The organism is Kingella negevensis (genome assembly GCF_030177895.1).
Taxonomy (GTDB): Bacteria; Pseudomonadota; Gammaproteobacteria; order Burkholderiales; family Neisseriaceae; genus Kingella_C; species Kingella_C negevensis.
This window is the reverse complement of sequence record NZ_CP123448.1, coordinates 42,562-56,117: the sequence shown is the minus strand read 5'-3', so window position 1 is coordinate 56,117 and position 13,556 is coordinate 42,562. Positions and strand designations below refer to the sequence as shown.

The 13,556-nt window shown below is 47.4% G+C and carries 15 protein-coding genes; 10 read left to right on the top strand and 5 right to left on the bottom strand.

What is annotated here, in order from left to right:
- Nucleotides 1-39 precede the first annotated feature (39 nt).
- On the bottom strand, nt 40-756 hold the full coding sequence (locus tag QEO93_RS00285) for an amino acid ABC transporter permease (protein ID WP_085815460.1): 717 nt from the start codon (nt 754-756) through the stop codon (nt 40-42).
- A 154-nt stretch (nt 757-910) separates the two neighbouring features.
- Nucleotides 911-1,768 (bottom strand): amino acid ABC transporter substrate-binding protein, encoded by an 858-nt coding sequence (locus tag QEO93_RS00280; protein WP_032137921.1) that lies wholly within the window; start codon nt 1,766-1,768, stop codon nt 911-913.
- A gap of 165 nt (nt 1,769-1,933) precedes the next feature.
- Here QEO93_RS00280 and QEO93_RS00275 point away from each other — a divergent pair, with 165 nt between their 5' ends.
- The 5 genes from QEO93_RS00275 (at nt 1,934) to tpx (ending at nt 6,254) form a co-directional block, all read left to right on the top strand.
- Nucleotides 1,934-2,314, top strand: a complete 381-nt coding sequence (locus QEO93_RS00275; protein ID WP_032137922.1) for a diacylglycerol kinase — start codon at nt 1,934-1,936, stop codon at nt 2,312-2,314.
- Nucleotides 2,315-2,326: 12 nt separating this feature from the next.
- Nucleotides 2,327-2,794, top strand: a complete 468-nt coding sequence (locus QEO93_RS00270) for a GyrI-like domain-containing protein (RefSeq protein WP_032137923.1) — start codon at nt 2,327-2,329, stop codon at nt 2,792-2,794.
- A 127-nt stretch (nt 2,795-2,921) separates the two neighbouring features.
- Nucleotides 2,922-3,140, top strand: coding sequence for a hypothetical protein (locus QEO93_RS00265; protein ID WP_032137924.1), 219 nt, complete (start codon nt 2,922-2,924; stop codon nt 3,138-3,140).
- Nucleotides 3,141-3,242: 102 nt separating this feature from the next.
- Entirely contained in the window at nt 3,243-5,546 is a 2,304-nt protein-coding gene (locus QEO93_RS00260; RefSeq protein ID WP_032137925.1) for a bifunctional acetate--CoA ligase family protein/GNAT family N-acetyltransferase, read from the top strand.
- A gap of 213 nt (nt 5,547-5,759) precedes the next feature.
- A complete protein-coding gene (gene tpx / locus QEO93_RS00255) occupies nt 5,760-6,254 on the top strand; it encodes a thiol peroxidase (RefSeq protein WP_032137926.1) in 495 nt (164 codons plus the stop codon).
- Between the two features lie 128 nt (nt 6,255-6,382).
- Here tpx and QEO93_RS00250 read toward each other — a convergent pair whose 3' ends face one another.
- Entirely contained in the window at nt 6,383-7,171 is a 789-nt protein-coding gene (locus tag QEO93_RS00250) for an FKBP-type peptidyl-prolyl cis-trans isomerase (RefSeq protein ID WP_032137927.1), read from the bottom strand.
- A 111-nt stretch (nt 7,172-7,282) separates the two neighbouring features.
- Here QEO93_RS00250 and prmB point away from each other — a divergent pair, with 111 nt between their 5' ends.
- The 5 genes from prmB (at nt 7,283) to QEO93_RS00225 (ending at nt 10,577) form a co-directional block, all read left to right on the top strand.
- Nucleotides 7,283-8,227 carry a 50S ribosomal protein L3 N(5)-glutamine methyltransferase gene (gene prmB / locus QEO93_RS00245; protein WP_032137928.1) on the top strand — a complete coding sequence of 315 codons (945 nt, stop codon included), beginning with the start codon at nt 7,283-7,285 and terminating at the stop codon, nt 8,225-8,227.
- Nucleotides 8,228-8,362: 135 nt separating this feature from the next.
- Nucleotides 8,363-8,872: an rRNA maturation RNase YbeY gene (ybeY, locus tag QEO93_RS00240; RefSeq protein ID WP_032137929.1), complete on the top strand. Its 510-nt coding sequence runs from the start codon at nt 8,363-8,365 to the stop codon at nt 8,870-8,872.
- 3 nt (nt 8,873-8,875) lie between these two features.
- Entirely contained in the window at nt 8,876-9,310 is a 435-nt protein-coding gene (locus QEO93_RS00235; protein ID WP_032137930.1) for an HI0074 family nucleotidyltransferase substrate-binding subunit, read from the top strand.
- Entirely contained in the window at nt 9,303-9,602 is a 300-nt protein-coding gene (locus tag QEO93_RS00230; protein ID WP_032137931.1) for a nucleotidyltransferase family protein, read from the top strand. Before QEO93_RS00235 ends, QEO93_RS00230 begins: the two co-directional genes overlap by 8 nt.
- Before the next feature lie 138 nt (nt 9,603-9,740).
- Nucleotides 9,741-10,577: a CorC family transporter gene (locus QEO93_RS00225; protein WP_032137932.1), complete on the top strand. Its 837-nt coding sequence runs from the start codon at nt 9,741-9,743 to the stop codon at nt 10,575-10,577.
- A gap of 131 nt (nt 10,578-10,708) precedes the next feature.
- Here the strand turns inward: QEO93_RS00225 and mglC are convergent, their stop codons facing one another.
- Entirely contained in the window at nt 10,709-11,773 is a 1,065-nt protein-coding gene (gene mglC / locus QEO93_RS00220) for a galactose/methyl galactoside ABC transporter permease MglC (protein ID WP_245190685.1), read from the bottom strand.
- A gap of 68 nt (nt 11,774-11,841) precedes the next feature.
- A complete protein-coding gene (gene mglA, locus QEO93_RS00215) occupies nt 11,842-13,356 on the bottom strand; it encodes a galactose/methyl galactoside ABC transporter ATP-binding protein MglA (RefSeq protein WP_032137933.1) in 1,515 nt (504 codons plus the stop codon).
- Between the last annotated feature and the right edge of the window lie 200 nt (nt 13,357-13,556).

Here is a 13,556-nt window from a genome sequence, read left to right as displayed (position 1 = left end):
ATTTTTTCAGGCTGCAATTATGAAACGCAGCCTGAAAAATTATCGTGCAACGTGTCTATCAAAATGTTTTTCCAAGCGCGCTTGTACCACAAACAACACCCAGCAGAACAGCCAATAAGTGAAGCCCACTTCAATGTAAACAGGCAAGAAATCGTATGACGTGTTGGCGTATTGCTGCGCCACGCGGAACATTTCGGTTACGGTTACAAACGATGCCAATGAGGTTTCTTTGAACAAACCGATAAACGAATTGCTCAACGGCGGCACGGCAACGCGCAAGGCTTGCGGCGCGATAATGCGGCGGAACGTCTGCATATACGTCATGCCGATAGAGAAACCTGCTTCCCATTGCCCTTTTAGCACAGACAAAATCGCGGCGCGGACGGTTTCTGAGCCATACGCGCCCACGTTCAATGAAAACGCGATAATGGCGGCTGGGATTGGGTCAATAAAAATATTCATGGCTGGCAAACCGTAAAACACAATCGCCAGTTGCACCACCATTGGCGTGCCGCGAATAATGGAAATGTAAACTTTTAAAATTGCCAAGATAATGCGATGAAATACGCCACCGCGCGGCATCACGCGCACCAAGGCGACTGCTATGGCGATTATCATGCCGCAGATAAACGAAGCAATGGCTAACGGCACAGACACCATAAAGCCTGATTTCATTAAGGGAACAAACGCATCAATCATCAACGTGGCGCGCGCATCTGTCATAAAAGGAAGAGAGGCGAGGAATTGATGTAGCATAGAAAACCTTTCGCTTTTTTAAACTTTCAGGCTGCGTTTACAGTTACGGACAAGGATAAACCTTGTCCCTACTAAGAGATTTATTGCAACCTGAAAAACACGGAAAGTGCTCAAGCCTATAAAAAACTTGAACACTCTTTAATAAATCAAAATATTACTGAACGCTGATGTCTTTACCAAAGAACTGTTCGCCTAATTTTTTCAGCGTACCGTCTTGTTGCAATTCTTTCATCGCCGCGCTCATTTTTGCCAACGCTTCATCGTTACCCTTCTTCACAATCAAGCCAGAACCCACACGCTCTTCTTTTGGCGCATTCCAAACGATTTTCACATCAGCATTTGGATTTTTCTTCAAGTAATCCAACACAGCCAATTCATCGTTCAAAGTCGCGTCTGCGCGTTTTTGCTCAATCAACATCAGAGACTGCGCCAAGCCGTCCACAGGCACAATTTCCGCGCCAGCCGCTTTTGCGCGTTCGCCGTAGTTGCTAGACAAAGATTGCGCGGTTTTAATGCCTTTGATGTCTTCGATTGTTTTCACAGTTGCGTTGTCTTTACCGACAACCAACACCGCGCCGCTCCAGCTATATGGCTCAGTTTTGTCAAAAGTTGCCTTGCGCTCAGGGCTAGTCAAACCTACTTGGTTCGCCACAATATCAAAACGCCCTGCTTTCAAACCAGCCATCATGCTGTCCCATTGCGTTTCTTTGAACTCAACAGTCGCGCCCAATTTTGCCGCCACAGCACGAGCCACTTCCACGTCATAACCAGTTAATTTGCCGCTTGCATCGTGGTAGCTGAATGGCGCGTAAGTGCCTTCTGTGCCAACTGTAATCACGCCTTTGTTGTTCAAGCGGTCAATCAGGCTGCCTGAAGCGTTGTTTTGTGCAGGGGCTGCTGAAGAAGCCGCTGGTGCTGCGCCTGAAGCAGGTACGCCGTTATTGGCTGATTGCTGACCGCCACAAGCAGCCAAAGCTACCAAAGCAGCAGACAAAAGAAATTTTTTCACGATAAGTACTCCGATTGTTAAAATTTAAGTTGGCGCGCATTGTACTGTAAAATTTAAGTTTATTTTAGAATAATCGGCTATATATTTTATTCATAATGCGCATTCGGGCAGTTTCAGGCAGCCTGAAAAACCGATATATTCTCTCTTTTTTGAACAATTATTTTTATCATGTCAGAAATTCAAACCAATCATTTAAAAGGCACACGCGGATTTCGCCGCGTACTCAACGCCGCAGGGTATTCCAAAGATGGCTTAATCGCCGCCTATCAACACGAAGCCGCATTTCGTCAACTGGTCGTTTTACACGCCGTTTTGCTGATTGCCGTGTGGTGCTTTGACTTTGACAGCACACAACGCATGATTTTGATTGCCGCATCATTCCTATCCCTAATTACCGAGCTGTTTAACTCAGGCATTGAAGCCGTTGTGGACGACATTTCACTGGAAATCCGCCCACTTGCCAAACGTGCCAAAGACGTGGGTTCAGCCGCTCAAATGTTGGCTTTGACTCTGCTCGCCATTTTGTGGGCGATTGCCCTGTTTTCATAAAGGAGACACATCATGCAGACTTCACTTCCCATATTTCGCGTGGGCGGATTATGCGCCACCATTTCGCTTGAAAACGAACAAGAAAACATTAACCAATTATGGCAAGACTGGTTTTCAGGCAGCCTGAAAGACACATTACCAGCGTTCAGCACCAGCGTTTATTGTGTGCGACACAGTTATCAAGAAAACGGTAGTTACACCCTAATTATCGGTAAACTGATTTCAAACGATGCCACGCTGCCTGAAAACGCGGCTGATGTGTGGTTACCGCCGCAGCAATACCACACGTATTCGCTGCCTGAAAAGCACCATTCTGCAGCGGCTGACGTTTGGCAGCAAATTTTAGCGGATAGCGAATTGCCCACGCGCCGTTTTAAAGCTGATTTTGAAACTTACCCTGCTTTTGGCGAAGCAAAGATTTATGTCGGCATTAAAGGCAAAGTGGAAATGGCTGAAGAATATTTTGATGATGAAGCGTAGTTTTCAGGCTGCAAATATAAACGCAGCCTGAAAAAAGGAAAAACCATGTTACAAAACCCAAGCGTTGCCGTCATCACCTCCACCATCGGCAGACCCGATTTAGAACGATATTGCGGTAACACGCGAATTGAAAAACCGAAATAAAAAAGTAGCCAAAACAGGGAAATACACCGTTAATTACATCTACGATATTGTCAAAACCAGTTTAACCCAAGACCCCTATCAATTTTTCCTAACCCAATACGGCGAAGAAAAAGCCCACCAAATCATCAACGCATGGCTACGTGAACTTAATCGCAAACATATCGAACTATACGGCGGCAGACCATGGGCAAAAGAAGACTAAACACAGCCTGAAAATCATCAAATCCCATTTTCAGGCTGCATAAACCACCCCAAAAACGCAGCCTGAAAACCCCAGCCTCACAAAAAAACAGGAAAACCCACCATGAACCCACTACACACCCTATTCCACCCCCAATCCATCGCCGTGATTGGCGCGTCAGAACGCTACGGCAGCGCAGGGCGCAACGTGTTTTCCCTGCTCACCGCCAACCAATGCGCCGCCACCATCACCCCCATCAACCCCAACCACAAAACCATTGGCGGACAAAAATCCTACAGCTCACTCAGCGAAGCTACCAACGAACACACCTTTGACGTTATCGTCATCGTATTAGCCGCAGACAAAGTCAGCAGCATTATTCGCGAAGCCAACAAAGCCAACATACAAAACATCGTCTTAATCAACGAACTCGACCCCACCCCAAGCAGCCTGAAAAGCAAATTAGACCGCGCTGCCGAACAAGCACGCAAAGCCAATATTCAGCTCATAGCCGTCCCAATCAGCGGCTTGCTCGGCTTATTCAAGCAGCCTGAAAACACCGCCTGCGCCTACATCGGACAATCCTCAGGCATTGCCGACTGCATGGACAACTACACCCAAGAGCGCGGCATCGTCTTCAGCCGCTTTCTCACGCTTAACCCCCACAGCTACCCCGTCAGCACAGGCAAAATCATCGACTACATCGCCGCCGAACCCATCACCACCGCCTTGCTTGTCCACATCAGCAAGCTAGACAACCCACGCGAACTCATCAGCGCGTTGGCAGCCGCATCACGCCACAAACCCATTGTCTTGCTCTCCACCCTTGCCGACCGCGAAGAAGAAGCCCTGTTTGCCCAAGCCTTAGAACGCGTTCACGTTCTCACCGTCAGCACACTCACCCAATTCTTCACCGCGTCCAAACTCATTCACACAGGCATCATCAGTCGCGGTAAAAATTTAAGCATTATCAGCAACTCCCCACAAATCAGCACCTTACTACTGAAAACAGTCGCCAGCACCGAGCTAAACCTAGCCGAACCCAGCGCAGCCACCACACGCGCCATCAGCAAAATGCTCGCCTACAAACCCAGCGAATACAACCCCCTAGATTTGCCTGCGGACACCGTTTCAGGCGTTTTTCAGGCTGCCGTATCCCAATATCTCAGCGATGAAAACACAGACGCAGTCGCCTTTATTTACGCAGGCACAAACGCGGCCGAAAGCAACCAAGTCGCCCAAATGGTATCCAGTTTGCAAAAACAAAACCGCAAACCCCTATTGCTCGTATGGCTCGGCAGAGCAGACACCGAAGACACACGCAAACTCTTCAACAGCCGCAAAAACCTACACTTCAAGCAGCCTGAACACGCCCTACACGCACTCGTCCAGCTCAACTGGTATCGTCAGCATAGCCAACAACGCCACCGCACAGGCGCATTCCACGACTACCACTACGCCCACACCGCCACCGAAGAGCTACGCAAACACCTGCGCCCCCTGCTACCGATTGCCGTACTCCCAGCAGGCAAAACCAACTCCGCCTATTTTTTAACAGGACTGCAAGCCTATTACCAACCTGATTTCAGCAAAAAAACCAACCACTTGCAGCTAAACTGGGAAAAACAAGAACCCTTTGGGCAAGTTCTCACACTTCGCGTTCGCAATCGCCAAGTGAAACTCTTGCCGCCCGTAACACCCGAAATCATCAGCAAAGCCATTAGCCAACTCAATCTGCCCAACATTATTTGGCAAGACTGGCTGCTAAACTGCGCCGACATACTCAGTCGCTTGCCCGAAATTCACAGCAGTACACTCGAGCTATCGCATGACGAAGACAAAGGCATTGTGTGCAGCAACATCGCACTCAATTTGCAAGACGTAGAAAGTTTCACAGGCAGCCCAAACATCTTCACGCCCTACCCAACGCACGAACAGCAAATCACGCTGAAAAGCGGAGAAACCGCTTGGCTGCGCCCCGTCCGCCCCGAAGATGCCAGCCTGATTCAACGTCTAGCCGCCGAGCAAAGCGAACAAAGCCGTTACACCCGATTCATGAGTAAAGCCAACAACATTCCCCCAGCCCTGCTTGCACGGCTCAGCCACCCTGACTATCAGCGCGAATACGCCCTATTGCTGCACGATGAAGAGCAAAATCCGCTTGCCCACGCCAGCTATACCGCCGACCCTGATATGCAAAGCTGCGAATTTGGCATCAGCATTGCCGACAAGTTGCAAGGGCAAGGCGTAGGCGTGTTGCTGATGCACAAACTCATTGAACGCGCCAAAGAACAAGGCTTTGTACGCATACGCGCCGAAATTTTGGCGGATAATCACCCCATGCAGAAACTCGCGTTGAAACTGGGTTTTGTGTTGTCCAAAAACGCCGAAGATAACGGTTTAGTAGATGCTGTTCTCACTCTGTAACGGTAGGTCGGCACATTTATGCCCGACAATCGCAGCCTGAAACTCCCTTAGGGTGCACCAAAACTTTCAGGCTGCATTCCTAGTCTTTACAAAAATGTAGCCTGAAAACACAAATAACCGCTTGGTCATTTTCCAATTTATCGGTATGATTTTCAGGCTGCGAGAGATTTCTCACGCAGCCTGAAATTTTTTAACTCTTCAAAGGAAAACAACATGGCACAAGTAACCTTACAAGGCACACCTGTTCAAGTAAACGGCACATTCCCAACCGTTGGCACAGCCGCACCCGCATTCACCTTAACCGCAGCAGATTTGTCAGACAAAACATTGGCAGACTTCGCAGGCAAACGCAAAGTGTTAAACATTTTCCCAAGCGTGGACACAGGTGTTTGCGCTCAATCTGTTCGCACGTTCAACAAACACGCATCTAACTTGGAAAACACCGTTGTATTGTGCATTTCTGCTGATTTGCCATTTGCACAAGCACGTTTCTGTGGCGCAGAAGGCTTGGACAACGTGGTTACTTTGTCTAGCTTCCGCAGCGATTTTGCACAAGCGTACGGCGTGGCATTAGCTGAAGGTCCATTGAAAGGCTTAACTGCTCGTTCTGTTGTGGTTTTAGATGAAAACAACAACGTGTTGCACGCACAACTGGTTTCTGAAATCAAAGAAGAACCTGATTACGATGCAGCGATTGCAGTCCTGTAATCCTATAGTTAATGCACTTATATACTATTCGTACACGGCGGGCGTTGTCGCCTTGTCTTAAAAAATAATTGCATCAACTATAAAAAAAGCAGCCTGAAACTTTCAGGCTGCTTTTTCATGGAACAATTTTATTTTTGAACAGGCGCAGATTTAGGGTCTGCTGCGCCTTTTTCTACTTTAGCGATTTTGATGTCAAACACCAAAGCAGAGTTTGCAGGGATTTTTGGCGTAGGCGATTGCGCACCGTAAGCCAATTCAGCAGGGATATACAAAGTGTATTCGCCGCCTTCTTTCATTAATTGCAAGCCTTCAGTCCAGCCTTTGATGACTGTGCCCTCTTTCATTGGGAATGGGATTGGCTCGTTGCCGTGTTCGTTTGGACCATCAAACACAGTACCATCAGGTAAACGACCTTCGTATTGAACCATCACACCGTCGCCCATCGCCACTTGCGGACCAGTACCTTCTTTTTTCACTTTATACTGCAAACCAGAAGCCGTTACTTTCACGCCTTCTTTTGTTTTGTTTTCGCTCAAGAATTTTTCACTTTTTGCAACAGCTTCGCTAGCCGCTTTAGCCGCAGCTGCTTGCAATTTTTCAGAAACCGTTTTCACCAGAGCTTGTTGTTGCTCTTGAGAAATTTGAGACGGTTTACCTGCGATTTGGTCGTTAATCGCTTGAGTTAAAGCAGCAATATCCACTTCAACACCGCTGTTTTTCAACATGCCCAACTGTGCGCTAGTCGCAAATTCGTAACCCAAGATATAGCCCAATTGTTTGCTATCACTTTCCAAACCAGCAGGCACGCCAGAAGCCGCTGCCGCACCTGAAGCCGCCGCGCCAGCAGATTGCTGTTGATTACAAGCCGCCAACAACATAGAAGCCGCGATTACGCCCAGCATAAATTGTTTTTTCATTTATTTTTCCTTTAAATAGTGTAAAAAAAGACAACGCGCGATTATAGCTGTTTTTCAGGCTGCCGCAAAAGCCGTTATAATCTCATTTTCCATTCTTCACACAAACTTATTATGATTAACGAAAAAACCGCCGTTTCAACGCAGCCTGAAAGTTCCCTATTCGACCAAGCGCAAGGCAATTTAAAAACCGTTCGCGACTTTTTGCGTTTCGCCGTGAGCCGTTTCAACGAAGCCCAATTATCGTTTGGACACGGCAGCGACAACGCCCACGACGAAGCTGCATACCTGATTTTGCACACACTGAACTTGCCATTGGACACGCTAGACCCATATTTAGACGCAGTCTTGCTACCCGATGAACGCCACGAATTGCTCGAATTATTGCGCCTACGCGTAGAAGAGCGCATTCCCGTTTCCTACCTAACCCACCAAGCATGGCAAGGCGATTTTGATTTTTATGTGGACGAGCGTGTGATTGTGCCACGTTCATTCATTTACGAGCTGTTGGGCGAACCGTTAAGCCCATGGATTGAATACCCAGAATTGGTTCACCGCGCATTAGATTTGTGTACAGGTTCAGGCTGCCTAGCCATTCAAATGGCGCACCACTACGAAGCCGCCGAAATTGATGCCGTGGACATCAGTTTAGACGCGTTAGAAGTCGCCGCGATTAACGTGGAAGACTACCATTTGGAAGACCAAATCAACCTGATTCACACCAATTTGTTTGAAGGCTTGGAAGGCACGTACGACTTGATTATCTCCAACCCACCGTATGTGGACGCAGAATCCGTTGCCGAATTGCCAGAAGAATACTTGCACGAGCCAGAATTGGCATTGGGCAGCGGCGAAGACGGTTTGGACGCAACACGAGAAATTCTGTTGCACGCCGCCAAATTCCTGAACCCGAAAGGTGTTTTGCTGGTAGAAATTGGACACAACCGCGATGTGTTAGAAGCCGCTTATCCTGAATTACCGTTTGTGTGGTTAGAAACCAGCGGTGGCGATGGCTTTGTGTTCTTACTGACACGCGAACAATTGTTGGGACAGGAATAATCCAACTTTTCAGGCTGCAAATGTAGGCTAGGTCGAGACCCAGCAATTTCTCATGCAGCCTGAAAAATCATTCAAAAAACGCTAGGTCGCAACCCAGCCTACGATTTATCGTGTAATAAAAAAGCAGCCTGAAACATGAAAAAACAAACCAAACACTTCCCCTTCCTGCGCGTCCAACAACAACGCTTTCAACTCGCCTACATCAACGACAGCAGCGCAACCGATACCCCCATCGAAAAACAGTTTTACCAATGGATTTGGCACGCCCTCAAAAACTTCTATCGCTACGCCGAAATCTCACTCGTGCTGTTAGACGAAGAAGCCGCACGCCAATACAACCACGATTATCGCGGCAAAGACTACGCCACTAACGTACTCAGTTTCGCCCACAACGAAGGCGAATTTTCTTACGCCGAACAAGAAGACACCCTGCGTGGCGACTTGATTATTTGCCCACAAGTAGTCGCCAAAGAAGCTGCCGAGCAAGGCAAATCCCTGCACGACCACTTCGCACATTTAGTCATTCACGGCACATTACACCTTATCGGTTTCGACCACATTGAAGACGAAGAAGCCGAAGAAATGGAAGCCTTGGAAACCAAATTATTGGCGCAATTAAATATCGCCGACCCATACGCAGCCTGAAAAATGAACTACCTAGAAACCAGCGCATTACAAAACGCCCACCAATCCCTACACGACACCATCGCCCAGCTCGCCCAAACAGAATGGTTTGAAGCGCAAACCCCGATTATTCAAGACACCCTAATCGCAGGTGCTATTCAAAAATTTGAATTTGTGTACGAACTCAGCGTCAAAATGATAAAACGGCAGCTCAAACTCAGCGCACTCAGCGATGATGAAATTGACAGCGCAGATTTCCGCGATATTTTACGCTACGCCGTCAAACAAGGCTTGATAGAAAACATAGATAACTGGTTGATTTACCGAACTATGCGAAACATCGCATCGCACACCTACAATCAAACCAAAGCCCAAGAAGTCTATCAAAAAATCGCCGATTTCCTGAGCAGCAGCGAATTTTTATTGCAACAACTCCAGCAACGTCATCCGCATGATTGATTTAACCGAAACACACTATCACATTGTCCAAGCCATACTCTCGCGCCACCTGCCACCGCATTACCGCGCATGGGCATTCGGTTCACGCGTAAAAGGCACAGCGCGGCAATATTCCGATTTAGATTTAGCCATTATCAGCGAAACACCGCTAGATTTAACCACGCTCACTTTATTGGAAAACGCCTTTAGCGACAGTGATTTGCCATTTACCGTAGATATTGTGGACTGGGCAAGCTGCGACCGCGTATTTCAGCAAATCATTCAACAAAATTACCAAGAAATCCCCTTTTAGTACATGAAACCCGTAGGGTGCGCCCCGCGCACCAAAATCTTCAGGCAGCCTGAAAAGCGGTGCGCACGGCACACCCTACGTCATCACTTTTGTGTACTAAAGCAACCTGAAAATTTTTCAATTCAACAAAAGCACAAAATGGACGACACACAACCCACCCTATTCAACCGCCTATTCAAACGCGTATCCAACAGTTTGCTGCCTGAAAACATCGAGCAGCTTACCGAGATCCTAAAAGAATGCCAACAAAACGGCATGATAGACGGTGAAACCCTATCACGCCTAGAGAACAGTATCAAATTCAGCCAGTTAAATGTGCGCGATGCCATGATAACTCGCGCCCAAATGGACGTGATTAAAACCACTGACAGCATGGAGCGCATCATCGCCTACGCCGTGGACACCGCGCATTCCCGTTTCCCCGTGATTGAAGAAGACAAAGACCACATCATCGGCATTCTTCACGCCAAAGATTTGCTCAAATACACGCTCAACCCAGAGCAATTCAAGCTAGAACACATCTTGCGCCCAGCCGTGTTTGTGCCAGAAAGCAAATCGCTCACCATTTTGCTCAAAGAATTTCAAACCCAGCACAACCACATGGCGATTGTTGTGGACGAATACGGCGGCATTTCAGGCTTGGTAACATTTGAAGACTTGATTGAAGAAATCGTCGGCAAGATTGAAGACGAATTTGACGAAGACGACAGCGCAGACAAAATCTTTCCCGTGTCTGCCGAGCGTTGGCGCATTAAAGCCACCACCGAAATTGAAGCATTCAACGCATATTTCGGCACAGCGTTTAGCGATGAAGAAGTGGACACCATCGGCGGCTTGATTATTGACGAGTTGGGGCATTTGCCTGTGCGTGGCGAAAAAGTGCAGTTGGGCGATTTGATGTTCAACGTCGCCCGTGCGGACAATCGCCGTTTGCATACGTTGATGGTTACAAAAATGAAAGAAGAAAGCGAATAGCTGTAGGTAGTGCATTCATGCGCGACAATCGCAGCCTGAAACTTTTGCGAAACCTCGTAAGGTGGGATTTATCCCACCATTTTTGAACGATTTTACAGCCTGAAAACCCTTTTCAGGCTGCTTTTTGCTACCTATTTCTTCTTCACATTTTTCAAAGAGTCAATCGCCACCGCCATCACAATAATTGTTCCCTTGATAATATATTGCCAGTAAGGACTCACACCGATATAGCTCAACCCATAGTTAATCAGCGTGAAAATTAGCACCCCCATTACCACGCCAACCACAGACCCCACGCCACCGCTAAACGACACGCCACCAATCACACACGCCGCAATTGCGTCCATTTCATACATAAAGCCCAAGTTATTGGTTGCCGAGCCAATGCGCCCCGCTTCCAAAAAACCACCAAACGCATAAAACACGCCAGACAGCGTATAAACCCCAATCAAATTCAGCGTAACATTCACGCCAGACACTTTCGCCGCTTCAGGATTACCACCAATCGCAAACAAGTTTTTGCCAAAACGCGTTTTATTCCACAGCACCCACATCAGCACCACCGCAATCAGCGCGTAAATCGTGATATACGACAAGCGAAAACCGCCCAAACTGATAAACCCCTGCGTGAAAGTGGAATAGCCCGAATCAAACCCCGCAATCGGCGCAGACCCCACAAAATCGTAATAGAGCGAGTTAATCCCATAAATAATCAACATCGTACCCAAAGTGGCGATAAACGGCGTTACGTTCAACACAGTAACAATCAGCCCGTTCACCAAGCCAATCACCGCGCCAATCGCGCACACCAGCAAAATCACCAACGGAATCGGCACAACATTCATATCAGGGAAAACTTTGTTCGCGTTTGTCATCGCTTGCAGCAGCGTTGCCGCCACCACCGCCGACAAACCCACTTGCCGCCCAACAGACAAATCCGTCCCCTGAGTAACAATCAAACCTGCCACGCCCAGCGCAATAATCACACGGACAGACGATTGCGTGAGAATGTTGCTAAAATTTACCAAGCTCAAAAAGCTCGTGTCTTTGGAGACAATCACCACCAGCAATAGCAGTAACACAAAATACAACGCGTAATTTTTTAAAAAATCGCCCAATTTATCTGAAGTAGTCGCATTCATTTTTTTCATCTCTTTTTGTTGGTTTTCAGGCTGCCGTAGATCGGATACTCGCATCTGACAACCGCTAAATCTCGGAAAATTGTCGGATTCAAGAATTCGACCTACGATTTTTCAGGCTGCGTTTACAAATACTTAGCCGACAACTGCAAAATTTCTTCCTGAGACGTTTTCGCCGTTTCCACAATCCCAGCCACACGCCCCGCACTCATCACCAAAATACGGTCAGTAATCCCCAGTAATTCAGGCATTTCCGAAGAAATCACAATCACCGCCTTATCCCGTTTTGCCAACTCAATAATCAGTTGGTAAATCTCAAATTTCGCACCAATATCAATGCCGCGAGTCGGTTCATCCAACATCAAAATTTCAGGCTGCGTTAAAAGCCAACGCCCCAAAATCACTTTCTGCTGATTACCACCCGACAGCGAACCAATGCGCGTTTTCTGCGTAGGTGTTTTCACGTGCATGGAATCAATCACCCACTGAGTATCGCCTTTCATCTTCTTGTCGCTCAAAAACAAGCCTTTTTCATAGCCGCGCATATTGGAAATCAACGAGTTAAAACTGATGTCCAAACCGCCAAAAATGCCCGTGCTGCGCCGCTCTTCCGTTACCAACGCAAAGCCGTTTTTAATCGCTGCCACAGGCGAATGATTGTTCACAGGCTTGCCGTGCAACAACACTTCGCCGCTTGCCATTTCGCGAATACCAAACAGCGTTTCCACAATATCCGTGCGTTTTGCGCCCACCAAACCACCAATGCCCAACACTTCGCCTTTGCGTAATTCAAAGCTCACATCTTGGATAGATGGTTGATTTTTCGCGGTTAAATTATTCACTTGCAAAACAACTTCGCTTGGCACGTTGTCTTTTTCTGGGAAACGCTGCGTTAGGCTGCGCCCCACCATTTTCGCCACCAATTCGTCCATATTCGTTTTGGCAATGTCCAGCGTGTCAATCCATTTGCCGTCGCGCAAAATCGTGATTTCATCGCAGAGCTTGAAGATTTCTTCCATTTTGTGCGAAATGTAAATAATGCCGCAGCCGCGTTGTTTTAGCTTGTCGATGATTTTGAACAGGTGCGCCACTTCTTTTTCAGACAGCGATGAAGTCGGCTCGTCCATAATCACGATTTTCGCGTTGTAAGAAAACGCTTTGGCGATTTCAATCATCTGCATATCGGAAACGGATAATTTGGCGACTTTTTCGCGTGGGTCGATGTGAATGTCTAGCTCGTCAAAAATGGCTTTGGTGTCGGCATACATTTTTTTGTCATCGACAAATAAGCCTTTTTTGGGATAACGCCCGAGCCACAAATTGTCCATTACATTGAGTTGCTTCACGAGATTAAGTTCTTGATGAACCATGGAAATACCGTTTTCCAAGGCTTCTTTGGCGTTGTGAAAATTCACTTCATTGCCGAGAAATTGAATGCTGCCTGAATCTTTGGTGTAAATCCCAAACAGGCATTTGAGCAAGGTGGATTTGCCTGCGCCGTTTTCACCCATTAGCGCGTGAACGGAATGGGATTTCACGCTTAAGTTCACGCCGTCCAAGGCTTTTACACCAGGGAAGGATTTGTGAACGTCTGTCATGGTCAGCAAGATGGTTTGTTCATGATTTGCGTTTTGTGTCATCTCTGCGTTTCCTTGTTATTAAAACTTTTGCGAAACGGTCGTAGGTCAGTTTTCCAAGCCGACATTTTTCAGGCTGCAATCACATTTCGTTCATTTTGGCAGTTGAACATGGCGTTGCGCCGCCATACCCACGCTTTAGGTGAGTGAAATGTAACGGTTTCAGGCTGCATTAACAGGTTTTGTCGGCTCGGAGAACCGAC